Source organism: Dryocola sp. LX212, from assembly GCA_041504365.1.
Lineage (GTDB): Bacteria > Pseudomonadota > Gammaproteobacteria > Enterobacterales > Enterobacteriaceae > Dryocola.
Genome location: CP167917.1, coordinates 1,262,218 through 1,287,858 on the forward strand (window position 1 = coordinate 1,262,218; position 25,641 = coordinate 1,287,858).

The 25,641-nt window shown below is 52.0% G+C and carries 22 protein-coding genes and 4 pseudogenes; 17 read left to right on the plus strand and 9 right to left on the minus strand.

Translation table 11 applies throughout. The features are described from left to right. Positions 1 to 56 precede the first annotated feature (56 nt). A complete protein-coding gene (locus tag ACA108_05940) occupies positions 57 to 986 on the minus strand; it encodes a LysR substrate-binding domain-containing protein (protein ID XEX97065.1) in 930 nt (309 codons plus the stop codon). Positions 987 to 1,390: 404 nt separating this feature from the next. Here ACA108_05940 and ACA108_05945 point away from each other — a divergent pair, with 404 nt between their 5' ends. From ACA108_05945 to cui, 9 genes and pseudogenes are all read left to right on the plus strand, one after another. Beyond that, positions 1,391 to 1,996 carry an ankyrin repeat domain-containing protein gene (locus ACA108_05945; protein ID XEX97066.1) on the plus strand — a complete coding sequence of 202 codons (606 nt, stop codon included), beginning with the start codon at positions 1,391 to 1,393 and terminating at the stop codon, positions 1,994 to 1,996. 135 nt (positions 1,997 to 2,131) lie between these two features. Next, complete coding sequence (locus ACA108_05950; protein ID XEX97067.1) at positions 2,132 to 2,926, plus strand: DUF2877 domain-containing protein; 795 nt, start codon at positions 2,132 to 2,134, stop codon at positions 2,924 to 2,926. Further along, positions 2,904 to 4,454, plus strand: coding sequence for an acyl-CoA synthetase FdrA (fdrA, locus tag ACA108_05955; GenBank protein XEX97068.1), 1,551 nt, complete (start codon positions 2,904 to 2,906; stop codon positions 4,452 to 4,454). Before ACA108_05950 ends, fdrA begins: the two co-directional genes overlap by 23 nt. Continuing rightward, positions 4,451 to 5,863, plus strand: a complete 1,413-nt coding sequence (locus ACA108_05960; protein ID XEX97069.1) for a DUF1116 domain-containing protein — start codon at positions 4,451 to 4,453, stop codon at positions 5,861 to 5,863. The genes fdrA and ACA108_05960 overlap by 4 nt, the downstream gene beginning before the upstream one ends. Before the next feature lie 9 nt (positions 5,864 to 5,872). Next, entirely contained in the window at positions 5,873 to 7,411 is a 1,539-nt protein-coding gene (locus ACA108_05965; protein ID XEX97070.1) for a xanthine permease, read from the plus strand. 99 nt (positions 7,412 to 7,510) lie between these two features. Continuing rightward, positions 7,511 to 8,458: a carbamate kinase family protein gene (locus ACA108_05970; GenBank protein ID XEX97071.1), complete on the plus strand. Its 948-nt coding sequence runs from the start codon at positions 7,511 to 7,513 to the stop codon at positions 8,456 to 8,458. Between the two features lie 15 nt (positions 8,459 to 8,473). Next, complete coding sequence (locus ACA108_05975; protein ID XEX97072.1) at positions 8,474 to 9,862, plus strand: amidohydrolase family protein; 1,389 nt, start codon at positions 8,474 to 8,476, stop codon at positions 9,860 to 9,862. Between the two features lie 315 nt (positions 9,863 to 10,177). Further along, positions 10,178 to 10,333, plus strand: a pseudogene (locus tag ACA108_05980) (IS256 family transposase). 168 nt (positions 10,334 to 10,501) lie between these two features. Next, a pseudogene (gene cui / locus ACA108_05985) lies at positions 10,502 to 10,957 on the plus strand (colicin immunity protein Cui). A gap of 61 nt (positions 10,958 to 11,018) precedes the next feature. Here the strand turns inward: cui and ACA108_05990 are convergent. Then, positions 11,019 to 11,903 carry a colicin-like pore-forming protein gene (locus tag ACA108_05990; protein XEX97073.1) on the minus strand — a complete coding sequence of 295 codons (885 nt, stop codon included), beginning with the start codon at positions 11,901 to 11,903 and terminating at the stop codon, positions 11,019 to 11,021. A 5-nt stretch (positions 11,904 to 11,908) separates the two neighbouring features. Next, positions 11,909 to 12,358 (minus strand): hypothetical protein, encoded by a 450-nt coding sequence (locus ACA108_05995; GenBank protein XEX97074.1) that lies wholly within the window; start codon positions 12,356 to 12,358, stop codon positions 11,909 to 11,911. A 479-nt stretch (positions 12,359 to 12,837) separates the two neighbouring features. Here ACA108_05995 and ACA108_06000 point away from each other — a divergent pair, with 479 nt between their 5' ends. Continuing rightward, positions 12,838 to 13,404: a beta-galactosidase trimerization domain-containing protein gene (locus ACA108_06000; protein XEX97075.1), complete on the plus strand. Its 567-nt coding sequence runs from the start codon at positions 12,838 to 12,840 to the stop codon at positions 13,402 to 13,404. 48 nt (positions 13,405 to 13,452) lie between these two features. On the opposite strand, the gene ACA108_06005 is transcribed toward ACA108_06000, so the two are convergent. From ACA108_06005 to ACA108_06015, 3 genes are all read right to left on the minus strand, one after another. Further along, positions 13,453 to 13,737, minus strand: a complete 285-nt coding sequence (locus ACA108_06005) for a hypothetical protein (protein XEX97076.1) — start codon at positions 13,735 to 13,737, stop codon at positions 13,453 to 13,455. A 443-nt stretch (positions 13,738 to 14,180) separates the two neighbouring features. Then, positions 14,181 to 14,459: a DUF1471 family periplasmic protein YahO gene (gene yahO, locus ACA108_06010; GenBank protein XEX97077.1), complete on the minus strand. Its 279-nt coding sequence runs from the start codon at positions 14,457 to 14,459 to the stop codon at positions 14,181 to 14,183. A gap of 174 nt (positions 14,460 to 14,633) precedes the next feature. Further along, positions 14,634 to 15,938: a serine hydrolase domain-containing protein gene (locus ACA108_06015; protein XEX98033.1), complete on the minus strand. Its 1,305-nt coding sequence runs from the start codon at positions 15,936 to 15,938 to the stop codon at positions 14,634 to 14,636. Between the two features lie 152 nt (positions 15,939 to 16,090). On the opposite strand from ACA108_06015, the gene ACA108_06020 reads away from it, so the two are divergent. The 3 genes from ACA108_06020 to ACA108_06030 are packed head-to-tail and all read left to right on the plus strand — an operon-like array spanning position 16,091 to position 18,035. Further along, positions 16,091 to 16,651, plus strand: coding sequence for a diguanylate cyclase domain-containing protein (locus ACA108_06020; GenBank protein XEX97078.1), 561 nt, complete (start codon positions 16,091 to 16,093; stop codon positions 16,649 to 16,651). A 49-nt stretch (positions 16,652 to 16,700) separates the two neighbouring features. Continuing rightward, positions 16,701 to 16,871: a hypothetical protein gene (locus ACA108_06025; protein XEX97079.1), complete on the plus strand. Its 171-nt coding sequence runs from the start codon at positions 16,701 to 16,703 to the stop codon at positions 16,869 to 16,871. Positions 16,872 to 16,922: 51 nt separating this feature from the next. Continuing rightward, entirely contained in the window at positions 16,923 to 18,035 is a 1,113-nt protein-coding gene (locus ACA108_06030; GenBank protein ID XEX97080.1) for an EAL domain-containing protein, read from the plus strand. Here the strand turns inward: ACA108_06030 and ACA108_06035 are convergent. Continuing rightward, complete coding sequence (locus ACA108_06035) at positions 17,950 to 18,135, minus strand: helix-turn-helix domain-containing protein (protein ID XEX97081.1); 186 nt, start codon at positions 18,133 to 18,135, stop codon at positions 17,950 to 17,952. The genes ACA108_06030 and ACA108_06035 overlap by 86 nt on opposite strands. Positions 18,136 to 18,274: 139 nt before the next feature. Then, the gene (locus tag ACA108_06040; GenBank protein ID XEX97082.1) at positions 18,275 to 19,069 is read right to left on the minus strand and encodes a hypothetical protein; all 795 of its coding nucleotides are present in this window, start codon (positions 19,067 to 19,069) and stop codon (positions 18,275 to 18,277) included. 273 nt (positions 19,070 to 19,342) lie between these two features. Here ACA108_06040 and ACA108_06045 point away from each other — a divergent pair, with 273 nt between their 5' ends. The 4 genes and pseudogenes from ACA108_06045 (at position 19,343) to ACA108_06060 (ending at position 23,804) form a co-directional block, all read left to right on the plus strand. Further along, the gene (locus ACA108_06045) at positions 19,343 to 19,690 is read left to right on the plus strand and encodes a DUF1294 domain-containing protein (GenBank protein ID XEX97083.1); all 348 of its coding nucleotides are present in this window, start codon (positions 19,343 to 19,345) and stop codon (positions 19,688 to 19,690) included. Between the two features lie 1,869 nt (positions 19,691 to 21,559). Further along, a pseudogene (locus tag ACA108_06050) lies at positions 21,560 to 22,059 on the plus strand (ATP-dependent helicase). 275 nt (positions 22,060 to 22,334) lie between these two features. Then, positions 22,335 to 22,514 (plus strand): hypothetical protein, encoded by a 180-nt coding sequence (locus ACA108_06055; GenBank protein ID XEX97084.1) that lies wholly within the window; start codon positions 22,335 to 22,337, stop codon positions 22,512 to 22,514. A 1,200-nt stretch (positions 22,515 to 23,714) separates the two neighbouring features. Next, positions 23,715 to 23,804 (plus strand): annotated as a pseudogene (locus ACA108_06060) (hypothetical protein). A 631-nt stretch (positions 23,805 to 24,435) separates the two neighbouring features. On the opposite strand, the gene ACA108_06065 reads toward ACA108_06060, so the two are convergent. Then, positions 24,436 to 25,571, minus strand: a protein-coding gene (locus ACA108_06065) for an IS3 family transposase (protein XEX97085.1) whose coding sequence is annotated in 2 segments (ribosomal slippage) — positions 24,436 to 25,325 and positions 25,325 to 25,571 — 1,137 coding nt in all. Because the reading frame shifts where the segments join, the coding sequence is not laid out codon by codon here. Positions 25,572 to 25,641 lie beyond the last annotated feature (70 nt).

Below are 25,641 nucleotides of genomic sequence, written 5' to 3' on the forward strand. Positions count from 1 at the left end.
AGGATGACGCTGCGATCCCTGGTCGGATAAGCGCAGCGTCATCCGACAAAAATGAATCATTCCCGGTACAGCAAATCCGCATAAATCTCCGTTAACAATCCTCCTGCGCCAAACTGCTTTTTAATCCACCTCGTCACCTGCCCGGTGGCGGCGTGCTGGGTGGCTAACAGCATGCGGGAGTCCTGGCGCGGGTTATTGATTCGTCTGGTCACCAGCAGCCCTTTTTCCTGCGCCTCGCGCACCATATAGTCCGGCAGAAAACCAATCCCTTCGCCGAGGATTTGGCACTGGCATTTGGTGTTGAAATCCGGCACGCGGATCGCCTCCTGGCCGTGCAGCAGCCAACCGACCTTCTTGTTCAGCGTCAGCGCCGTGTCCTCAACCATAATGTTCGGATACAGGCGCAGCTGGCTTTCAGGTATGGGTTCCTGCACAAACGCCAGCGGGTGGTCGGGGGCGATGGCGAACTGCCAGCGGATGGCGCCGATTTCCGTGTAGTCGATGCCGCCGCCGTCCAGCAGCGTGTCCGGCGCGCCGATGGCGATATTAGCCTGGTTGTTAATAATCGAATCCCACACGCCGTTATAGACTTCGGTGGTGATACTTATCTGGCAGGTTGGAAACTGCTTTTTAAGGATTTGCAGCAGGCGGGCCGTGTGGCGCGGCGTGTAAAGCAAGTGATTGATGCAGATGCGCACCTTCACCTCAATCCCCTGCGAAATTGTGTCGATGCCGCGCTTGATGGCGTGGAAATCGTTCAGCAGGTCCGTGGCCTTGCGGTAGAAGTAGTAGCCGGATTCCGTCAGCTCAATACTGCGCGTGTTGCGCACGAAGAGCACCACGTCGAGCCAGGTTTCGATTCGTTTTATGGTGTAGCTGATGGCGGAGGTGGTCACGCCCAGCTCTTCCGCCGCCTTGCTGAAGCTGGAAAGGCGCGCTGCGGTGGTAAAGGCCTGGAGATTTTCTTCGGTAAAGATGGAGTTCATCGTCATGTCCTTTTGTCGGATGATCCGACTAACAAAGTCAGAAACGTAGGCCGGATCATCCGGCACCGCATTGTTGAATCTATTTAAAAGCCTTATGCCAGGCCGCCAGGTCTTGAACAGAATTTAACACTGGATTCACATCTCATTTGAAGGCTATCACACTTCTGCGATCCCATATCAGGCCGCTGACGGCAAGGCATGCGCGCTGACGACCAGCAGACGCTGTTGCGCCACGAAAAGCCACTTTTCATAGGAAAAAGATTGCGCTACAGCACGTTACGCTGGGATTGTTGAGTATAGATCAACAATCCCACCCTTAACGATGAATGATTTTTAAACGGATGTTATTCCCCACGCGCTGTTGCTATTCTCAGTTCATCGTTTCAAGCCGGGAGAGCAAATAAATGACCGATAACGAATTAACCACGGAATTTTTCAACGCCGCTGAACAGGGTAATCTCGACGGGCTAAAAAGTTGCCTTGCGAAGGGCGCGGATATTAATTCCACTAACCGCCAACAAAGAACGGCAATTACTCTCGCCAGCCTGAATAAAAAATATGACTGCGTGGAGTATTTGATTTCCGCGGGCGCGGACATTAATAAGCAGGATGAAACCTGTTTTAACCCTTTCCTGATTAGCTGCCTGAATAACGACTTAACTTTATTACGCCTGGTGTTACCGGCAAATCCCGACCTGAACTGCTTAACCCGCTTTGGCGGCGTGGGCATTACGCCCGCCAGTGAAAAAGGCCACGTTGAAATCGTGCGCGAGCTAGTCACCCGCACGGGGATTAACGTCAACCACACCAATTTCGTTGGCTGGACGCCCCTGCTGGAAGCCATTGTGCTTAACGACGGCGGCGCGAAACAGCAGGAGATAGTTAAGCTGCTGCTCGACCACGGCGCTAACCCGCACATGACCGATAAATATGGCAAGAAGCCGCTGGAGCTGGCCCGCGAGAAGGGCTACGACGAAATCGCTGAGCTGCTGATCCAGGCCGGAGCCTGATAAAACCGGAGGCGCACTATCGCATCACACGCTGAGCGGCAGTGCATCCTCGCGCTTACGGCAGCCGGCGCGGTTTCCCGTCCGGGCCTACAGGGGGAGCTGACGGGCGTTGTTGAGCAGGTGTTTGAACGGGCGGTGAATCTGTTTATTCCCGAACGGAACGCCCTTTATACGCTGCTCGGCCCCGCCTGCGACAACGCGCCAAATAGCTGCCGCATAGCGCTTGAGCACTGCGCTAATATCTTTCATCCCGGCGAACGGGTGACCTTTAACAAATACGGCATTATGGCCGGGCACGACAAGTTTATTGATTTCAGCCGCTGCCAGCGCTGGCAGCCTGAAAAGCTTTCGTTATCCGGCGAGCAGAAAGAGTGGATCAATGTTGCTGAGTTAATCCTTGAAAGTATTAATAATGGCCCCTCGTTATTTAATTATCACGGCGACAATCTTTTTTATCAGGAAATTAACCGGCTGCTGCAACTGCAGCGCGCCAGATTATTAGCCGCGCTAAAACGGGACGACAGGGCTGTCATAAAAAATGCCGCAGTTAACTTAATGGGCTTAGGGACAGGGCTGACGCCAACCGGTGATGATTATCTTACCGGCCTGAGCATTATTTTATTTATTACCGGCAGCCCGGCGCTGAAATATCGCGCGACTTTTCGCGCCGCGCTGGAAGCCGGAAAAGAGCAAACCACGCTGCTGAGCGCGATAACGCTGCGGGAGGCGCTAGCCGGGCGCTATCGGGAAGTCATTTACCGGCTTGTGGCAAAACTGTGCCGCAACGAGCTCAACGCTATTCAGCAGGCTATTAACGACATTCAACAAATCGGGTCCAGCTCGGGCAGCGACATGCTTTACGGCATGGCGGACGCCCTCGCTTTGACCGCGAACTCTGGAGGAAGAGATGTCAGACCGGATTGTGATTAAAAAGAATACTTATTTTGACTCGGTATCGCTGATGTCCATCTCCACCAAAGCCAACCAGCTCGACGGCGTTGAGCAGGCGTTTGTGGCGATGGCTACGGAGATGAACAAGGGCGTACTGAAAAACCTCGGCCTGCTCAGCGATGAGCTGGAGCAGGCGAAAAGCGGCGATCTGCTGATCGTCATCAGGGGCACAAGCGACGAGGCCAACGACGCCACGCTTGCCGCCATCGAGGGGCTGTTCACCCGCAAGGACAAAGGCGGCTCCCACCACGAAGCGCGCTATGCCACGCTCTCCAGTGCGCACCAGCATATCCCGGAAAGCAACCTGGCGATTATCTCCGTCAACGGCGCGTTTGCCGCCCGCGAAGCCCGCCAGGCGCTGGACAACGATCTCAACGTGATGCTGTTTTCCGACAACGTTTCTCTTGAGGACGAGCTGGCGCTGAAACAGCTCGCCCACGGCAAAGGGCTGCTGATGATGGGACCGGACTGCGGTACCGCCATCATCAACGGCGCGGGGCTTTGCTTTGCGAACGAAGTGCGTCGCGGCAGCATCGGCATCGTCGGTGCGTCCGGTACGGGCAGCCAGGAGCTGAGCGTGCGCATCCACGATTTCGGCGGCGGTATTTCCCAGCTGATTGGCACCGGCGGGCGCGATCTCAGCGAGAAAATCGGCGGCATTATGATGCTCGACGCGATTCAGATGCTGGAAGACGACGAGCAGACCGAGGTCATTGCGCTGATTTCCAAACCGCCAGCGCCTGCGGTCGCCCGCAAAGTGCTGGCGCGCGCCAGGGCATGCCGCAAACCGGTTGTAGTCTGCTTCCTGGGGCGCGACGGCAACCCGGCGGATGAAGACGGGCTGCAGTTTGCAGGGGGGACCAAAGAGGCGGCGCTCAAAGCCGTATTGCTGACCGGCGTTAAAAAAGAGTCGCTGGATCTGCATCCCCTCAATTGGCCGCTGATTGAAGAAGTGCGCGCGCGTCTTAAGCCCGGGCAGAAATACATTCGCGGCTTATTCTGTGGCGGCACGCTCTGCGACGAAGCGATGTTCGCCGCGCTTGAAAAATACCCGGACGTCTACAGCAATATTCAGCCCGATCCGGCTTATCGCCTCAAGGATCTGAACGTCAGCCAGGCGCATACCTTCCTCGACTTTGGCGACGACGATTTTACCAACGGTAAGCCGCACCCGATGATCGACCCGACGAACCGCATCCAGCGCCTGCTGCAGGAAGCGCGGGATCCGCAGGTCGGCGTTATCGCCATGGACTTTGTGCTGGGCTACGGCTCGCACGAGGATCCGGTGGGCGTAACGCTCGACGCCATCAAAGAGGCGAAAGCGATTGCCGCCCGTGAAGGCCGCCATCTGGAAATTCTGGGCTACGTGCTCGGCACAGAGCTGGACACGCCGTCCCTCCGCGGGCAGTGCCAGATGCTGACGGACGCGGGCGTTATCTGGGCGAGCAGCAGTACCAACACCGGCCTGCTGGCGCGAGAATTTGTCTGCAAGGAGAAAGCGAAATGAGCCTGTTTACCCAACCGCTGAACGTGATTAACGTCGGCATCGCGATGTTCAGCGACGACCTGAAAAAGCAGCACGTCCCCGTCAGCCAGCTGGACTGGACGCCGCCGGGGCTGGGCAACCTGGCCGTCGTTGCGTGTCTTGACCGTATCGCTGCCCCGGAGCTGGCCCGCAAAGTAGAGGCGGCCAACAAGCTGGCGCTGGAGCGGATTATCCAGTCGCACCCGGTGCTGGTGGGCTATGAGCAGGCGATCGACGTGGTGCCGGGCATGACCCGCAACACCATCCTGCACGCCGGGCCGCCGGTGCGCTGGGAGAACATGTGCGGCGCGATGCAGGGGGCGGTGACGGGCGCGCTGGTCTTTGAAGGGCTGGCGAAAAATCTGGACGATGCCGCCGCGCTCGCTGCTTCCGGGGAAATTAACTTCTCGCCTTGCCACGAACATGACTGCGTGGGGTCGATGGCGGGGGTGACCTCCGCCTCGATGTTCATGCACATCGTCGAAAACAAAACCTACGGCAACCGCGCCTACACCAACATGAGCGAGCAGATGGCGAAGATCCTGCGCATGGGGGCCAACGACCAGAGCGTTATTGACCGCCTGAACTGGATGCGCGACGTGCTCGGCCCGATGCTGCGGGATGCCATGAAGCTCGCAGGCGAAATCGACCTGCGTCTTATGCTGGCCCAGGCGCTGCACATGGGCGACGAGTGCCACAACCGCAACAACGCGGGAACCACGCTGCTGATCCAGGCGCTGACGCCGTGGATAATCCAGACGAACTTCCCGGTCGCGCAGCAAAAAGAGGTCTTCGACTTCGTGGCGAGCAGCGACTACTTCTCCGGCCCGACGTGGATGGCGATGTGCAAAGCCGCCATGGACGCCGCCCACGGCATCGAATACAGCACCGTGGTGACCACCATGGCGCGCAACGGCGTGGAGTTCGGCCTGCGCGTCAGCGGCCTGCCGGGGCAGTGGTTCACCGGCCCGGCGCAGCAGGTTATCGGCCCGATGTTTGCGGGCTATAAGCCCGAGGACTCCGGTCTGGACATTGGCGACAGCGCCATCACTGAAACCTACGGCATCGGTGGCTTTGCTATGGCAACCGCCCCGGCGATTGTTGCACTGGTGGGCGGTACGGTAGATGAAGCGGTTGACTTCTCCCGCCAGATGCGCGAAATCACGCTCGGTGAAAACCCGAACGTCACTATTCCGCTGCTGTCGTTTATGGGTGTGCCCACCGCCATTGATATTACCCGCGTGGGGGATACCGGCATTCTGCCCGTTATCAACACCGCTATTGCCCACAAAGACGCGGGCGTCGGCATGATAGGTGCCGGGATCGTCAACCCGCCGTTCGAGTGTTTTGAAAAGGCGCTGCTCGCGTTCAGCGAACGTTACTCCCTGTAAGGAACAGCCATGAAAAGCGTAAAACTGGAGTGGAAAAGAGGTGACTGGGCGGCCTACTTCGGGCTGATGACCAACAACCTGACCAACCTGCTAACCATGATGGGGCTGCTCATCTTCGTGGTGGGTATCCCGACCGAGATAGTGTACGGACGTATTGCGCCAGCTTTCGGACTGGCGGTATTAGTTGCAAGCGTGTGTTATGCCTGGTTTGGGCTGCAAATGGCGAAGGAGACGGGGCGATCGGACGTGACCGCGCTGCCTTCCGGGCCAAGCGCTCCCTCCATTTTTACCGTGACTTTCCTGGTGCTGATGCCGGTCTATCAGCAGACCGGCGACGCCGAATTTGCCATCCAGATTGGCCTGGTGTGGTGCTTCGTTGAGGCGATGATTCTGGTGGGCGGCTCGTTCCTGGGGGAAACCATCCGCAGGATGATCCCGCGCACCGTGCTGCTCTCCTGCCTGTCGGGTCTGGGCCTGCTGCTGCTGGCGATGAACCCGATGCTGCAGGCGTTCGAAGCGCCGACCGTGTCGTTTATCGTGCTGCTGCTCATTTTCATTAACTGGTTCGGCAAGAAGCCAATCTTCGCCCGCATCCCGACCGGCCTGTTGCTGCTAGTTACGGGCACGGTGCTGGCGTGGATCTCCGGCCTGCAAAGCCCGGAGGCTATCAAAGCATCGATGTCTTCGTTCGGCTTTAACCCGCCAAAAATCCACGTCGACAGCTTCCTGCAGGGGCTGCCGCACGCGCTGCCTTACCTGGCTTCGGCGGTGCCGCTGGGGCTGGCTAACTACATCTTCGACCTGGAAAATATCGAAAGCGCCCACGCGGCGGGGGACGAGTACAACACCCGCAAGGTGATGCTCACCAACGGGCTGGCCTCCACGCTGGGCTGCCTGATGGGCAACCCGTTCCCGGTGACGGTCTACGTCGGCCACGCGGGCTGGAAGGCGATGGGTGCGAGCATTGGCTACACGCTCGCCTCCGGGGTAACGATGTTTATCGTGCCGCTGTTCGGGCTGGGGGCGTTCATGCTCGCCATTATTCCGATGACCGCCATCGTGCCGATTCTGGTGTTTATCGGCGTAGTGACCGCCAACCAGGTGGTGCGGGAAACGCCAAAAGTTGAGGTGCCGGTGATCTTCATCTGCCTGTTCCCGTGGATAGCCAACTGGGCGCTGACCATGGTCAACAGCGTGATGGCGGCGGCGGGTACCTCTGCGGCCAAAATCGGCCCGGAAGCGCTGGCGGCCAAAGGCGTGTTTTACCAGGGGCTGGTGCATCTGGGCAACGGCGCGCCGCTGGCGAGTATGTTGTGGGGCTGCGTGGCGATCTTCGCGATTATCAACAAGCCGCTAAGGGGGGCCATCGCTGCCGCAGTAGGTGCGCTGCTTGCTCTGTTCGGCGTGATCCATTCCCCGGCGGTCGGTTTCGCTCCGCCAGGCTCGCTGATGTTCGTCACCGCGTACCTGATGATGGGCGGCATGTTTGTGGTTAAGCACGTGCTGGATCGCCGCGAAGCGGCGGATGAGGTTGTGGCTCCCGTTTAAATAAAATGGCGGATGACGCTGTGCTTATCCGCCCTACGGTTTTGTAGGGTGGATAAGCGTTAGCACCATCCACCGACCTTGCCCTACAAGGATAAAATAATGAAACAACTCGTGGTGGTAGCAATCGGCGGTAACAGCATCATCAAGGATAACGCCAGCCAGTCGGTAGAGCATCAGCAGGCAGCGGTGAGTGAGGTGGCGGAGTCCGTGCTGGCGATGCTCGCCTCGGACTACGACATCGTGCTGACCCACGGCAACGGTCCGCAGGTGGGGCTGGATCTCAGGCGAGCGGAAATCGCCCATGAACGGGAGGGGCTGCCGCTGACGCCGCTGGCAAACTGCGTGGCGGATACCCAGGGCGGCATTGGCTATCTCATCCAGCAGGCGCTCAACAACCGGCTGGGGCGCAGCGGCGGGAAAAAAGCGGTAACCGTGATCACCCAGGTTGAGGTGGATGCAAACGACCCGAACTTTGCTAACCCCAGCAAGCCAATCGGCGCATTTTTCAGTGCAGATCAGTGCGAAGCGCTAAAAGTTGTCCACCCGGACTGGCATTTTGTGGAGGACTCCGGGCGCGGCTATCGCCGCGTTGTGGCTTCCCCTGAACCCCAGCGGATTGTCGAAGCCGATGCTATTAGCGCCTTAATCAAACAGGGCTTTGTGGTGATCGGCGCGGGCGGCGGCGGCATCCCGGTGATCCGCAGCGTGCAGGGCGACTACCGGAGCGTTGACGCGGTTATCGACAAAGATCTCTCCACCGCGCTGTTGGCCCGCGAAGTCAGCGCGGACATTCTGATTATCACCACCGGCGTGGAGAAAGTATGCGTCCACTTCGGCAAGCCGGAGCAGCGCGAACTGAATGAGGTCACGGTAGCGGAAATGGCGCGCTACAGCGCCGAAGGCCACTTCCCGCCGGGCAGCATGCTGCCGAAAATTACCGCCAGCCTCGCGTTCCTGCGCCACGGCGGCAGGCGCGTGATTATCACCACGCCAGAAAAATTACCGGAAGCCCTGCGCGGCGAGACCGGCACGCATATTGTTAATTAAGAGTGGGAGAACTCAATGAACATAACAGACAAAAGCCGCCGTGACTTTTTAAGCGGCGGCGGCAAGATGGCGGCGGCCTGCGCGATTCTGGGCGCAACGGGGTCGATGGCATATGCTGCTAAACCTGCATCAGCAGCCTGTGAGCCAGCCAACGCCATGAGCGCCATCAAAGAGAAGCATTACTATCTGGACAACGTACTGCTGGAGGCGGGCTTTGCGCGCGACGGGGAAACCGTGGTGGCAACCAAAACCGAGCTGAAAACGCTGGAAATTAAAGACGGCAAAATTGCGGCGCTGCTCGCAAACAGGCAGCACCCGGACGCCACGCTTGCCCATTACGATGCCGGAAGCAAGCTGCTGCTGCCCGCTATGCGCGATATGCATATCCATCTGGATAAAACCTTCTACGGCGGCCCGTGGCGCGTCCACAACCGCCCGCAGGGTACGACCATCATGGACATGATTGCCCTGGAGCAAAAGCTGCTGCCGGAGCTGCAGCCCTATACCCGGGAGCGCGCCGGGAAGCTCATCGACCTGATTCAGTCGAAAGGCTCGACCATCGCCCGCAGCCACTGCAACGTGGAGCCAGTGTCAGGGCTTAAGAATCTGGAAGACCTACAGGCGGTGCTGGAGCAGCGTAACTCCGGCTTCAGCTGTGAAATCGTCGCCTTCCCGCAGCACGGTCTGCTGCACTCCAGCTCCGTGGCGCTGATGCGCGACGCGATGCAGGCCGGAGCGCACTACGTGGGCGGCCTTGATCCGACGAACGTTGACGGCGCGATGGAAAAATCCCTCGACGCCATGTTCCAGATAGCGCTGGATTACAATAAAGGCATGGACATCCACCTGCATGAAACCAGCCCGGCGGGCATCGCAGCGGTGAAGTATATGGTTGAAACGGTAGAGAAAACCCCGCAGCTTAAGGGCAAGCTGACCATCAGCCACGGTTTTGCGCTGGCGATGATGAACGAGCAGGAAGTTGAAGCCATCGGCACGCGCATGGCGGCCCAGCAGATAACCCTCGCCTCAACCGTTCCTATCGGCACGATGCATATGCCCTTAAAGCAGCTTCAGGAGAAAGGCGTGTTTGTGATGACGGGCACCGACAGCGTGATCGACCACTGGTCGCCGTACGGTCTGGGGGACATGCTGGAGAAGGCGAACCTCTACGCCCAGCTCTACGTCCGCCCGAGCGAGCTGTCGTTGTCGCGATCGCTGGCGATTGCCACCGGTAACATCCTGCCGCTTAACGACAGCGGCGAGCGGGTGTGGCCGAAGGCTGAGGACGACGCAAGCTTCGTGCTGGTGGACGCATCCTGCTCCGCAGAAGCCGTCGCGCGCATTTCACCGCGTACCGCCACTTTCCATAAGGGTGAGATGGTCTGGGGAAGCGTGGGCGTTTAACTGTTATGTCGGATGACGCCGTGGTTTTTCCCTCTCCCATAAAGCTGTCTCTTAGGCACAACTCACTCTGGCAATCAGTCAGAGTGAACTCTGATATCTCCGTTGCCATTCCGTTCACCTTAACGTCTGTGTATCTCTGTAGCCGTTGTTAACGGTGAACGTGTCATGGGGATTACGCCATCCCCCTGACGACCCCGGCGCCCGGCAAATAAATCGCCGCTGAAGCGGTAAACTCCTGTTTTTACCCAACATGCAGGGTCGTTCGCGATTCGTTTATTCGGCACTTGGTGCCGAACCACTTCGTGGCCAACGCAAGCATTCCTTAATGAATACAGTCAGTTGAAGCTACTTTATCTGGGGTTAATGAATGCGCAGGAAAAATGGACAATGCCATTACAAAGCTGGAATTTGACGTTGTCACAGCTGGCGATTTATTTTGAAGGCCGTTTGGATAAAGTGAATACGTTGTAATGATCTTTTAACGTGACATAGAATTATGAACGCTCTCGAAAGCAAGGAGTCCCTTTGAGTCAGGAGAAAGCTATGCGAACTACTGAAAACAATAAAAAGCCCAACAATAGCGTCATGGCAAAAATAATGTTTGTTATATGGATTATAACCGTAATACCATTAATTATTATGTTTGTGATTTACTCAAGCAACCCGGATTCTCCGTTACTGAATTACCTGTCTGAAGCGACAAATAGTTTGCCCGTACTTCATTCTGCAAATAACCCACTGCTTAGTACGGTTATGAATGCCTGGTGTAAAACAGCTCCGTGATGGGGAGGAGTATCATTTATATTTTCTTATAAATATATCGAAATAAATGGAGAGCAGACAATCGTTAAGATGATTAAGGGGCTTGTGCTGTTCTCAATATTGTATCTGCCGATAATGTACATGTTATTGCTTAATTCGGCAGAAATTACTGAGTCCGGAAAACTGTACAAATTAATGTCAAAAAATGACCGCTTACTTTTCACTTTATTTGCAACAGTATATTCTATCTGCTATATTTCCACTGTTTATTATTTGGTTATTGTTGTGGCTGCTTTTAAATTATTTATTCAAAAGAGTAGAGGGTTATTTTAATTACAATGCTTACTTTGATTAAAACATTTAAGAAGCAGGTGGATAACCACCTGCTTTTCAATTAATAAGCGGGAGCAATGAGCCATTTGTTAATCTTGTCAGCAAGTTTGTCATCAATAAACGATACCGCCAGCGCAATCCCAATTATCCCCAGGACAGTGACCGCCATTGCAGACAGGCCAAGTGTTGTGGCGAGGAACATGGAAAGTGATACAAGAATGCTCAATGCTAGCCCTGTGGCTATACCACTCAGTACCCAAGACTCCACTTCGAGCAATACAGGATTCCAGTCACCTGTATCAATAGCCACCCGGGACTTTTGTCTGATTTTCTCTACCTTCATTATGATATCAACTGAGGAAAAGGCTTTACCGAGAAAACCGTACTTGTAAGCCATATCCTTAGCATTCAGGTGAACCCAGGCATTCTTCAGTGCGGTCTTATCACCGGCAGTTGTTTTCATTTTCGGATTAGACAATACCTTATTTAAGGTAACCATTGCAGAATTAATATCCCTGATTTTCTTTCCCTGGAAATTTTTAATATCAGCAGTAATTTCATTTGCCAAGTTTTTGTATTTATCACCAAGCACTTTACTGACCTCGCCTCCGACCGAAATAATAGCATCACTAGCTTGAGATAAGAAGTTCTTTTCTTCTGTTTGTTTAAAATCAATAAATTCTTTTATTAATTTCTTTATGCCGCCTGTGGTATTATCTTTGGGCCCCTTCCAGTTGTTTAATTTCACCGCAATGTTATTGGGGTCACCATTATTTATGGTGATATCAATAGCCTTATTGTTGAACAAATCAAGATACAGTCTGTATGTATAAGGCCCCGTGATTTTGAGGCTTTGAATTGTGCCTGCATTAGCAAAATTTTTCATTGATCTATATGTTCCGGATTTTGGATCATAGGTAAATAAATCGGTGCTGTCTTTAGTCACAATTTCTACCGGAGCAGGGGGGTAGAATGATGGCCAGATGGATCTGTAGTGCTGCGATAGACTCCGGTTGCAAAATCTCCTATCGCCAGTTTCACACCCGAAGCATCAAGACCCATAATCAATCCGCTCAGGCCAATAGCTTTTGCCTGGTCCGCATTCAGTTCAGTTACTGATATTGACATAACCCCTTTTTTCGACACGTCCTGGATTGTCAATTTCGCATAGGGATTAATCTTACGTGCGGCTTGAATCATATCCGCAAGCTTCTGACGGATTGCCAGCGTTTTTTTTATAGTATTAATCTGTCTCTGCATAGCATTACTTCCTGTACTCGAGTTGCTGCTGCCGCCACGATTACCAGAGTTTCCGGATGCCCCTCCCCCAGGTGGCACGCTACCCCTTTCAGAGCTCCAGTTAGTTCCATCACCATAACCACCATAATTAAATCCAGGCATATATTGCTCCTTGTGTTCTTTGGTCCTTAAAATCTGAGGTTCACAACTCAGATCCTTCCTGAGGTACGGCCTGACTGTTAATAGTCGTTCTTACATGTGCGCACTGTGTTTATATACAGTAAAATGTAAAATGTTGCCCCAATTTATTAGAAATCAACGGTCAGACCTCACAAAATCGATAAAACCATGAATCTTTAAGCATCTTTTCGGATCAGTGCGGCGGAAGTCGGGTCTACTCACATTAAACCCCTTCAGCAACATGCTGGCCGCAACTATGTTTTGATTTTGATGATTAGGACTACTAACCGCTCGTTTTGTAATATGTCGCATTTTGCAGCTTCACCCCCACCAGGCCTGGGTGAGTTAGTTGACATCTCATAGCACTAAAAAACATGTCATGATTACATTGAAAAAACTTTTATTGATCAGCTTGGTTCTATTCAGGTCATCCTGACGCTTTAAGCGTCCAGTTGATTTCCATGGTGAACGAAGAGTTTGCCGCACGAGGGAACGAGTTTGTTGCCGCGGGCGGCATCTTTATTGCCACCTACTGGTCGGGGATCGTGAACGAAGATGACCTCTGTTACACCGGCGGCTTTCCCGGCCCACTGCGTGAAGTGCTGGGTATCTGGTCCGAAGAGATCGACAGCCTGTACGACGGTGAAACAAATCAAATCGCCCTTACGGGGGAAGGCTGGGAGCAGTCGGGCCGTGAATATGCCTGCCTTGAGCTTTGCGATCTGATTCATGCTGAAACCGCACTGGTGCTTGGCGTCTATCAGCAGGATTTCTACCGACAGATTGGGGATAAGCATGGAATTGCTGGCTGTGCCTCAATGAGGATCCCGAAAGGCGCGGTCGCTACGGTAAGACAGAATGACGGAAATACATTTATTTTCATGCGGAACTATAGCGATAGCGCGATGACGCTCGAGCTGGCAGAAGAGAACCGTGCTCTTGAACCGCTGCTGAACGTCGGCGGGTTGAAGGGGCATCAGTATTCGCTTCCGGCATTTGGAGTGGAAGTGTTTTTAGCGAAAGGATAACCCGTAGTCTGCCCTCTCCCCGTGGGAAGAGGGCAGACTACACGGGAATTATCCCTGATGAGGCATCAGGCCCGGAGTGCCGACAACCTCAGGTTTGTGGCTCAATAAAGACTGTTCGTCGGCTTTGATCGATCCGCTGTTATCTGCCCAGACGCCTTCGGGGGTTTTGGTGATGGCCTGGTGCTGATAGTTCAGGTTTTCACCCATAGCGGCAATGTGCTGCGTTTCAGTCCCGCCGCTGTTGTCCGCCCATGGAACGGAGGCGTCGGCTGCGGTAGCGAATAAAGGCGTGCAAATTGCACCGGCTAACAGAACTATGATTAATGTTTTCATTTTGTTTACCTGCATTGCATAACAAGTTTCAGGATCAATAAGGGATTGATCTCGCTGTGGCTTATTAAGGTTAACGTAATGAAAACGGCAAAGGTCCTTCTAACGGTAAAGGAACGTGACTTTGTGACATCTTTGCCAGATAAAATGCTTTTATTTTAATGGCCTGCGTTTAATGCTTAATGAAATGGAAATGATTTACAGGCTAATAATGATGTTTGAATGTTTTTGCAATGAATTGCCGGGGAGTGAAATCATTTTCTCTGAATCAACTTCCGGCGGGTGTCATTAAGCGCTTACCCGCCCTACAAAAATTGAGCGTAGAGTGGATAAGCCTGCGCCATCCACCGCTTAATCAGCACGACAGAGGGGGAGGATCTACAGCAATAGCTATAAAAAAACGGGCAGCTTGCAGGCTGCCCGTTGCTATCTGGATGGATGAGGTCTTACTTTTTCTTATAAACGTCAGCGGTCGCGTGAATTTTACGATCGGTGTCGGCAGAGGTCACAACGAAGAAGTCGCCGCCTTTTTCATCTGCTTTTTTCGCTAATTCTTCTTTAGCGTCGCTTGGGGCCATTTCACCGTCGGTCACGATGGTGCCTACTTTAGTGTACATCTCAGGATGCTCTTTCAGCGCTTCCTTGGTCAGCAGTTCGGCGGAAATTGCGCCGAAAGAAACGGTGGTTAATGCCAGGGCTGTAATAATCATTTTTGCTATCTTCATAATGAACCTCAGGTTTTTAGTTATAAGTAACAGAATCTTTCCCACCTAAACAATATGGTACAGGAACGTGATTATTGCCACAGAGCTAACGGGCGAAGATATATTTAGTTGAAGTATAAAATGCTCAAATACCAGCTTGCGAATGAGCAAACTGGTATTTTTCACTGTTGCTCGTTATTTGGCCAGCGTGTTAGCGATGGCGTTGAACATCAGCGACGCCTCCAGCGGCTGTGCGCTGAATGACGGCTCAGCCTTCGGCCAGGCAGACCACTGCACGATGACCAGTTTCTGCTTTGGGTTCACCACAATAATCTGGCCGAAAATTCCCAGCGCCCACATGGTGTTAAGGCTGTCCAGACCCTGCTTCGGACTCACGTCTCCGGCATTAGCTGCCACGCTGTTATTCCACCACTGATAGCCGTAAATTCCTTCAGGATGGGCATCGCTGACCGAATTTTTCGCCTTATTCCAGGTGCGGGCGTCTTTGACCCAGTTATCCGGCAGCGTTTTGGTGCCGTCCGGCAGCACGCCGTTGTTCATCACGAACAGACCAAACTTGCCCCAATCTTCGAGAGTGGCGTTGAAGCCGTGGGCTCCTACGTTGTGTTTGCCCAGCTGATAGCTGTGCCAGACGCCGTCATGCACCATGCCGTACGGCTGCCAGATCTTCTCCTGCAGGTTTTGCGCCAGGGACTTGCCGGTGGCTTTTTCCAGCGTATCGCCCAGCAGCCATGCGCCGCCGGATGAGTACGACCAGCCTTCGCCCGGTTTGGCCCAGGTTTGACGCTGCGGATCGTTGACCAGCTTATTGACGCAGCTGTAGGCGTCGTCGCCTGCTTCGCACTGGGTCAGCTTCGCAAAATCTGACTGCGGATTGGTGTAATCCTCATTCCAGTTGACGCCGGAAGTGTGCTGCATCAGCTGGCGAATCGTGACGTGCTCCCAGGCGGTGCCTCTGGTATCCGGGTTGTACTTCACTATTTCGTCATCCAGCGAGGTAATTTTCCCGTCTTTTACCGCAGCGCCTACCAGCGTTGAGACCACGGCTTTGCCCACGGAGCGGGAGGTCCACAGCGTTGTGCTGGTATTGCCGTGGCCGTAGTAATCCCAGGCAATTTTGCCATCTTTGATGACCATCATGCCGGTGACGTTATTGCGCCTGAGGTAATCCTCAAGGCTGAACGTTTTACCTTCATACTGATAGCTCGCGGCGGAGAGGTTGCGCTTCGCGACGGGGATCGGCGACGGCGTCGCGGCTTTAAAAACGTCCCCTTGGTAAGAGCGGTAATCGTTACGGAAGCCAATCACGCGCTGCTGCTGATCCCAGGTCAGCATATCTTTCACGTCGGGCAGGTTTTTATCGAGTGGGGCAGGACAGGTCGCCAGTTTCAACGTGGTGCAGTCGCTGAAGGTGCGCGCCGCGGCGGCCTGCATTGTGACGCCCATAGCTAATGCCGTAATACAGATTTTGGTTTTCATATTCAGCACGGTTTAATCCTTTACGGTTGATGGTTTGCCTACTGTAAAAGGCTTTTGCAGATTCGCAGGGTCGCTTAGCGGGGGAAATCCCCTCGTTCAAAGCGGCAAAAAAGCTAAAGTTGATGTATCGGAAAACGGCGACCTAACCTAATATGAAGTCCATCATCAACACCCTCGGCCATAAGTATGCCGATGCGTTTATTAATGAGTTTTTGTTGAAGGCTGAAAAAATTCTGCCTACCAATATTATTGTTGCCCGCGACAACCTCGATAAATTTATTATTGTTTTCCCGGGCATCAACCAGGACAGAGATTACCTGAAGTATCAGGAACTAATGAATTCTCTTTTCTCTTCGGTGACTACCGAACAGACCTCGGGAAAATGTAACTTCCTGTTCACCGGCAACACGGGCATGGTGCTTCAGGATATTAAACCCGAAACGGTCACGGATATTCTGATGCACGCCTGGATCGCCCTGCGCCACGCCGAAAAAGTTGGGAACGCGACAACGCGGCTTTACAGCGACGACATGCTGGAGAAGGAATTAGCCAATATTCATATGCATGAATCGCTGAGCGGGGCCATTGCCAGCAACGAGCTTTATCTCGTGCTGCAGCCTATCGTCGGCAAAAACGAGCGGCAGTCCTGCATGGCGGGCGAATGTTTGCCGACTGGCGCTGCGAAAACGACAGGTTTTATTATAAAGGGATGACGGGCACGACGAAGGATGACGATGCGACAGGTCTTCCGGAGGTGCCTTAATGCAAGGTAGTCAAAAAAGATATCCCATCACATTCGCCAACATGCTTATTTTTAGTGTGTCGATTTGTGCCGCCGTGCTGATTGGCGTAGTGTTTGTTTTGCAGCTGCAGGGGATGCAGTCCTGGTTTATGCAGACCACGGAAAAAACGCTCTGGATAATTGGCGAATAGAAAAAGCGGATTGAATATGATAACACCACGGGGCTGTTAACCCGGGCAAGCTTGTTTAATGAGCCGACGCTTTATCACAATCGCAACCTGATGCTGATGATACGCGTGACCAACTTCCGGGATACGCGCAGCACGCTGGGACACACGCACTCCCAGAAGTTTATTAAGTTCTTCGCCGATCAAATCGTCCGGCTCTCTCCGGACGGCAGCATTTTCTGCCGCTATTCAGAAGACTTAATTATCGTCGTCTTTCCGGAGTGTAACGAACACAAGGATCTCGATACTTACTGGGACCAGCTCTCTTCGCTCTTCCTGGGAACACCGGACAGCCGTGAACGCAAGGATGCCGAAGGCCGCACCTATATCTATACCGGCCAGGCCGGAGCGGTATTAGCGACGCTGAGCGAAGTGACGATCGCCAACGGCATGATGAATGCTGGCCTGGCGTTGCAGCAGGGGCGGTCAGGGGCCAACGGGGAGTGCATGCTCTTCACCCCGGAGATGCGCGAAACCGAGCTTAACAACATCAAAATGCACCAGGGGCTACGTGAGGATTTGTACAACGATGGTTTCCATCTGGTGATGCAGCCAATTGTCAGCCTCGACAACCCGCGCACCTTCACCGAAGGGGAGTGTCTGGTCCGCTGGCACTCACCCTCGCTGGGCTTTGTGCCTCCGGATAAATTCATCGGCCTTGCCGAGCGGACTGGGATGATAACCGACCTGGGGCGCTGGAATATTGAAGAAGCCTGCCGCCAGCTTGCGGCTTTTATTGCGCGCGCCGCGCCGGAGGACTTCAAACTGCATATCATTGTTTCCGCGGTGCAGTTCCAGCAGTCTGACTTCTCTGACCACCTGCTCAACTGCGTGCTGCAAAACGGGTTGATGAACAAAAATATCTGCCTGGAGACCACCGAAAGCGTCCTGCTTCAGGACAGCAACCGGGTCATTGAGACGCTTAATTACCTGCGCCGTCTGGGCATTTCTGTAGCCATCGATGATTTCGGCTCCGGGTATTCCAGCCTCTCTTACCTGCACCAGCTTCCTTTCGACTGTCTGAAAATCGACCGTGGCTTCGTCAACGGCCTGATGGATGATAAAAAGAGCGAGGCGGGTCATCGGGGTCAAATCGCTGCAGCCACGTGTAGCCGGTTTTGCGGCTGATACCAAAACGACGGCACAGGGCCGAGAAAGGTTCCGTGCCCGTCTGGCAGGCACGGATGAAATCAAGACGTTGCATGGGTTGGGTCTCAGTCCAGGGCATAGTGAGTCTCCTCTGCTATACCGTTTATAACTGTTACCCATGTGGCCGGTCTTAAAGTGTTACCTATGTGCCCGGTTTGTACCCTAAGCGCTATCCACCGTTGTTTATCAGCGTTCGGCGTATCCGACCTGGTTTAATATTAAAACTGGTAGGTGTAGGTAAATAACACCCGCTTATCCGCTTCGTCGAGATAAGTATTATTATCCATCACATACGTATAGCCCTTTACCGACTGATGTTTCGTAAAGGAATACCCTAAGCCAACGCCGCCAAAATACCCTTTATAGTTATCCCCATCTTCGTTTTTAGAGCCGTAGGAACCGGCAAGGAAGGCCAGCATGCGCAGCTTCGGCGTAAAGGGTTTTAAAACAAACGCACCGAGATAGCCGCTGCTGCCTGATGTATCCATTTCAACAAAACCATTCTCCGGCGACAGATCGCCGCTAAAGTCAGGCTGCGCGCATTTGCCGTCATTCTTACAGCCCGGATGATCGCCCGTATTGTAGGTATAGCCCGCCATCGGGAATATCTGGAAGCCTGCAGGCTCAATGCCGAAATAGCTTAACGGCAGGAACGTCCCAACGGAATAGTTGGTTTGTGAGGCACCGTTCGGGTAATCATTTTTACCGAAATTAAAATTCATGATGCCAATGGGGAACAGCCACGAGCCGCCAACGCGCCACTCGCTTGCATCGGTGTTCACGCGGAAATTCAGCTTGCGCGCTTCATCCAGCGCCAGAGATGCAGAGAGGGTGACATTGCTGTCGTTCATTTCATAGTTATCCGCCCAGGAAATACCAACCTTAGTGGTAACCTTGGTCGGATCGTCGTCCTGCTTTGCCTGATTAGGGTTTACATTATCCGTTTTTGCCAGCGCTTGAGTGGATACCACGGCAAGCAGGAAAGCGGAGGAGACGAGCAGAGGGATTTTCATGGTGCGACCTTGTGTCTTCTGAAGTAGGGATTTCCTCAGCAGACCAGGCAACTGAGAAAGGCCGGAATTATAGGCGCCAGAATGATTTTAATTTAAAGATAATTAATAAAGAACGTTTAAAAATAATATTTAATAGGTGATTTACATTAATTATTTATTTTATTCAAGTCAGCTTTTTGGACGTTGATTAAATTATATTGGGCGAATTCCATCGGAACGGTCGGTGCCTGTCGATTATAGTTGCAGTTGTTCTGGATGAAACTGCGAGGATGCATGAATATTAATCGATTTTGCTATTTGAGCTTGTTATTAACGGCGGCGGCCAGTATCGCTGCGCCTTACCCCGTTGCGACATGGTTGCTTGCCATCAACGTGATGACGCTGGTTTTTTATCGCCTGGATAAGCGTGCGGCTCAACGAGAAAGAAGACGATTTCCCGAGGCCACGCTGCTGCTCTTCGGTTTGGTAGGAGGCTGGCCCGGCGCTATCTGCGGCCAGCGGATCTTCCGACATAAAACGCAAAAGCAGCCGTTCAGGACCTATTTTTATTTCAGCGTGTTATTGAACGTAGGGGGGCTGGTGGCGTTGTATCACTGGTACTCTTCAGGATGTGCCGGATGAAGCTTGGTTTATCCCTTCTGCATTTTCCATGTCGGCATTTTGGAGACAGAAAGTCGGCTCCTTTGGGAACACCCGACACTGCGACAGAATCGAATCCAGAAGGGGGGATTGCTACCGTAAACTGTCCTCAGGTCAGCGGACTGAAAGGGGCTTTTCAGTCGTGGTAATAATTATCTTGTATACCAGCAATAATAATTATTTACCCCGACAGTCGAGCTGATTTTAAGCTTTACACATAAAGATAATTACAGATCAGAATAGTCCATTTGCGGACTTTTCTTGCGGTTATTCAATGGATTTGATTTGGACTTGCTGTTATAAAATTTCCAGGGAAGTAAATCATTTTCAGATGGAGGGAGAGAATGAACTGGCTGTTTTATATGGGGGGCTGGTGGCGGGTAAGAAAGGCCGAAGCGATGAATGTTTTTGAACTCCTTGCAGACGGCAGCTGTTCAATACTGCATGTTACAAGAGATATGCTCAGGCGGATCATGAGAATACACTGGGGTATAAGCTAAACAGCGATAAGTTGTGCATGCCGCCAGCTGCTGGCAAGAGCTAATCTGAACCCGCGTAAATGTGAAGCAGTAAATTATGAGACAATAATTATTAGATTTAATGTTAATTAACAACGCCTTAAAACTTGCTGCGGCCCCATCAGTTTGCTCAACGCCGACGACAGCACGGTACGTGGTGCGCAATGTGTTATTCCCCGGATATCGGCGGCTAACCCAACTGAAGCCACCTCTGCCTTATCTGGCGGCCAGAGGGCTTTGTGATCTAGTTTCCGACTTATTCAGGAATTTGATCACCCCCCGGCCATTATTCGAAAAAGCTACCTACGGGTAAGGGCGGGTACTGGTCTGTAAAGGGAAGTAGAACAACGTAATGTGCTTGCTCAATCCAATTAATCATAAGCTGTTTATAACGGGTAAGCGCGTAGATGATTGTTTTGCAAGGTAATAATCATTATCAAAATATGTCCAATTTCATTCTCTGTGATAACAGTAAAATAAATATCTGTGTCGCAGATTGGATTTTTCTTCTACTTGCCCGTCCAGACATCTTTAAGACATTCGACGATAAGCAGAAATATGAGTACAGTGAATAATAGAATCGCCAGATAAACATTGCGCGTATCACATCCGATCGATTGAGGTTTAACCATGCTATTTGTCAACCAGATGGAATGCCATAGAGGGGTTTTGTTTATTTATAAACTTCCAGGTGGCCTTGTGTGACCGGAAAAATCCTCTCATTTGATATGATTTTGATATCAGTAAGCTACTCACCAACACGCCAAAACTCTGCTTCGTCAAAGATCACCTCAATCAGCCGGTTTAGCTTTTCCTTCTCCATTTTCGTACAGTCGCTGTTCACTACATTAACATCGCTTAAAATTCGCACGGCATCGCGGGGTTAAAAGAAAAGAATGGCGAGGTTTTGATGTCAGATTACCATGCAAAGTAATCCTGGGGGATAACACCCCGCCATATCTGGCGGCCAAGAAGCAGAAGGCTGTAACCTTCCAGCCTTTATCAGGAGAGATGGCTGCTCCTCGGCCATAATTCTAAAAAAAACGCCCATCGGACAATGGGCGTTGCCAGTGCGGCAAATGAGGATTTTACGCAGTGTACTTTCAAGACAAATACTAAAGCATAGCCTTTCGCTGTGGTTATCACTTAACTGCCATATTTAGTAATTATCCATATCAAAATGTACCGATGGTAATCGTTAATTATAATCATGGTATGAAAAGGGACTGTGAAAATAAAAATCAACATGGAACAGGATATACGGATTGTTAACGGCCAGCTCAGCTGGTGACCTGCTCCCCGTTGATTAATACACCGCGATGTTAGTATCTGACCGACCAAAAGCGAAATTCGCTGGCTGCAGGCGCTGGGGCGTGGTCTGCGCACCGCACCGGGCAAAGCATCCTGTCTCATCGTCGATTACAGCGGAACAGTTCACCGTCTTGGTTATCCCGATTCTATTGAATACAGCGAGTTACCGGGAAAATCAGACGGGATGGAAGATGCTGCACGCCGTACTACTGAAAAACGCGCTGAGAAGCTGCCTCAAGAATGCTCACGGTGCCATTACATGAAACCTGCAGGCTTCTATGTCTGCCCCAAATGCGGGCATAAGCCGCTGGCCGGAGAAGATATTGATACCGACACAGGGCGCAAACTCAAAAAGCTTGGCGCAGGGAAACAAAAACCGACGCAGGCAGAGAAGCAGGCCTGGTGGAGCCAGATTAAGTTCTATCAGCGTCAGTGCGTATCACAGGGTAAAAGCCTTTAAGCGACGGCTGGTGTGCAAACACCTTCCGGGATCGCTTCGACGAATGGCCGCGCCCCCTTGCCCTTCAAAAATCCATTTTTAAATAAAATAATCCCCTATGATTTGCTTTGGCATAGTATTTTATTAAAAGGTGCCTACTTGGGCAGTGAGGGATAGTTGTAAGTTTTTTTACTGGGAAGTGTGAAAAAATACTTGTAAGGTCGGTTCCCCCTCATAATGTGGGTTTTGCCGGAAAATATCCGGTTTAATAGTTGCATCAAAATTTCCAGATTAAAATTTTCTAAAAAATTATATAAGTCAATGTATTGATAGTGCGACAGAACAGGCGGGAGAAGGTATGAAATTGGGTTTTTTGGCAGGTGCTCTATTAGCAACTTGGTTGTCCTTAACCTACCCAGCAGAAATGAAAGCGGTGTTTGACGAATTGATATCCTTGGTTCAAAAAATTGCGCAGCCGGACTCTGTTCATGCGCAGCCAACATCTGTTAATGAAGCCGGTGTAGAGAATGCTGAATAAAAATAAATACATTCCCTTGAGTACCAGTTCATGTTTAACTAGAACCACTAGTTAAGGTCATCCTAAAATGCCTACTATCATGAACTTATACACTTGTAATAAGGCTTCGACTCCTGCTGACTGCTCCAGTTAACGCTTTTCAGCCTGCGAGGAAGGGATTGCCCGGAGCGGCTGGATAGCGCATGCGCGCTGATTAATAGTGGATACGCACTATCGACCCTTAACGGCCACAGCCTCCAGCGCTCAGTGGAATGTGGAAAATCAACCCGCCTCTGAGCGGGTTTTCTTTTACCTAAATATATATCTGGTGACTATGCTTTCCACGTGGACCCTAAAGCAGGGTATCGCGCTCACCATGGTTATCACATGCAACATTAGTCAGCCTTGGTGTTGCCCTCGAAGGTTGGCTTTATTACTACTTTTGAACCAATCCTTCGAGTCTGCTATCCTGTAATATGGTTTTTATTTGATATAAATGATAGGGTGTATGCATTGAATTAATAGAATTAATAGAATTAATAGAATTAATAGAATTAATAGAATTAATCGAGCAATTGATGAGATGAACAGAGAACCTAAAGAAAAAACACTCTTTATTTGACTGTCGAGGTGAAAAAATTAGATGCGATAGTTGATTATTTGGCTCCGAAAAACTATCCGCCTAAGTGCAGTTTCGCAGCGTTTATGCGGCAGGTACTTTAGGAAAAATAAATAAATAAAAGTACGTAAAATGCTATTTGCATTAATGCTTAGTTATCTATGTGTTTTTTCTTCGGTTTGGGCGGGGGACAGTTCTTGCGCACTTTCTGGCACTCCAGCCGTGTCAAATGGAAATCTCGGGAATATAAACATAATCGATCCAGCACAAAATGCTCCTGGTGTGATTTTTGATTCCGCAGCGAATTGGAATACTGGGAGTGTTTCGGAGCTTACATGTGGCTGTGACAGTGATTTTCCCGGCAGCAGCCAGGAATCACCATATTCGAAAAGCCCCCAGCCTGCTGGGTTGTTTTGGCGCTTCTATCGCCTGGCTAAAACAGCACCCGTATGCAGCCGGGTTGGGTGCCATCACAAGGCGATCTCTTTGCTGAGGACTGGATCCCGTTGAAGTAACCACTCCAGAGCGCCATCGCAATAACGCTCGACAATGTTTATTGAGAGTAAGAAGTAACCATTATGTCAAAGCCGGATTGGTAGGCCATCAAGGCGGCGTACCGGGCTGGTGTCCTTTCGCTCCGTGAAATAGCCGCACAATATGGTGTTGCTGAGAGCACGATATCCGCAACTGCCGTTACTCTGCACCTGATAACTCGATGATAGATTGTGAAGTGCTGGTGAAGGAGGAGTGGTATCCGTTTACCGCGTCACCGAATGACAGCACCACATGGGGCCTTGCGATTTATGCGAATGCAGTAGCCGGACAGTATGGAGTGGTAGAGATATACGCAGCATAGGAAATGGCAGGGGGGGAGTTTTGACCAGCTTCCAGACGTTAACCCAACTGAAGCCATCTCTGCCATATCTGGCGACAGAACGCAGACCATTTAAGCGGAAATTTGACAGGTTCCTTTCCTGCATTCTGCCATTATTGGCGGCCGGGAGACATAAGGCTGTAACCTTCCAGTCTTTATCAGGAGAGCTGGTCTGCCCCCCGGCCATAATTCCAAAAAAAACGCCCATCGGACAGTGGGCGCTGCCAGTATGGCAATGGATGGTTTCACGCATGTTATTTCAAGACAAATAATAAAGCGTGCCATTCGCTGTGGTTACCACTTAACTACCTTATTTGGTAATTATCCATATCAAAATGTACGGGTTGTAATCGGTGGTTATAATCACGGTATGAAAAGGGACTATGAAAATAAAAAGCTATATGAGACAGGAATTGGACTGACCCCACGACAGTAGACAAATTCTGTCCTCACGATGAGGCCTGTTCAAAGGCCTCCGGACTGACGCCGCCGAGATGACTGTGGCGCCGGGACCGGTTATAGAATACTTCAATGTAATCGAAGATATCCGCCCGGGCCAGATCCCGGGTTTTGTATATTCTCTTCCTGATGCGCTCTTTTTTCAGTGAACTGAAGAACGATTCGGCCACCGCATTATCCCAGCAGTTGCCACGCCGGCTCATGCTCGGAGCCAGGTTATTGGCCCGGCAGAAGCGCTGCCAGTCGTCACTGCCGTACTGGCTGCCCTGGTCTGAGTGCACGATAACCTCGCCGTCGGGTTTACGTCGCCAGACCGCCATCATCAGCGCATCCAGCGCCAGTTCGCGTGAGAGAGTGGGTTTCATCGACCAGCCGACCACGTTACGGGCGAAGAGATCGATAACCACCGCCAGATACAACCAGCCCTGCCAGGTGCGGATGTAAGTGATGTCGGTGACCCAGACCTGATTGGCCCGGACAACAGTAAACTGCCGCTGCACGCGATTCGGGGCAACCACTGAAGGTCGACCAGCGATACGACGCGGCGCTTTATAGCCGCGTACGGCTTTGATCCGGTTCAGTTGCATAATACGACCCACCCGGTTTTTGCCGCAGGTTTCCCCGATTTCGTTCAGGTCGCCATGAACCCGCCGGTAACCGTATACGCCTCCGCTCAGTGAATATGAGTCACGGATAAGCGTCAGCAGGCGCTGGTTATCTTTATCACGTGCCGAGACCGGGTTGTGCAGCCACGCATAGAACCCGGCCCGGGCGACATTGAGTACCCGACACATCGTCATCACACCCCATACAGTGCGGTGCTCATTGATAAAGCGGTACTTCAGTCGGGCTCCCTTGCAAAGTACCGCGCGGCCTTTTTCAAAATATCCCGTTCCTCTTCGGTACGTTTTAGCTGCGCCCGTAGTTTCAGGATCTCGCTTTTGGCCTCCAGTAAATCCCGGGCATGCTGCTCGCTGTTATCGGGTTTAATCGCCCGTAGCCACTTGTAGAGGCTGTGTGCAGAAACGCCCAGACGGTCAGATACTTCGGCGACGGAATAACCGCGTTCCGTTATCTGACGGACAGCCTCTTCCTTAAATTCAGGTGTAAATCGTGGTGTGCCCATACGCTCCTCCTATGCTCAAACTATAGGGCAGGATCGTCTACCGGGGCGGGGTCAGTCCATAAATGACTCT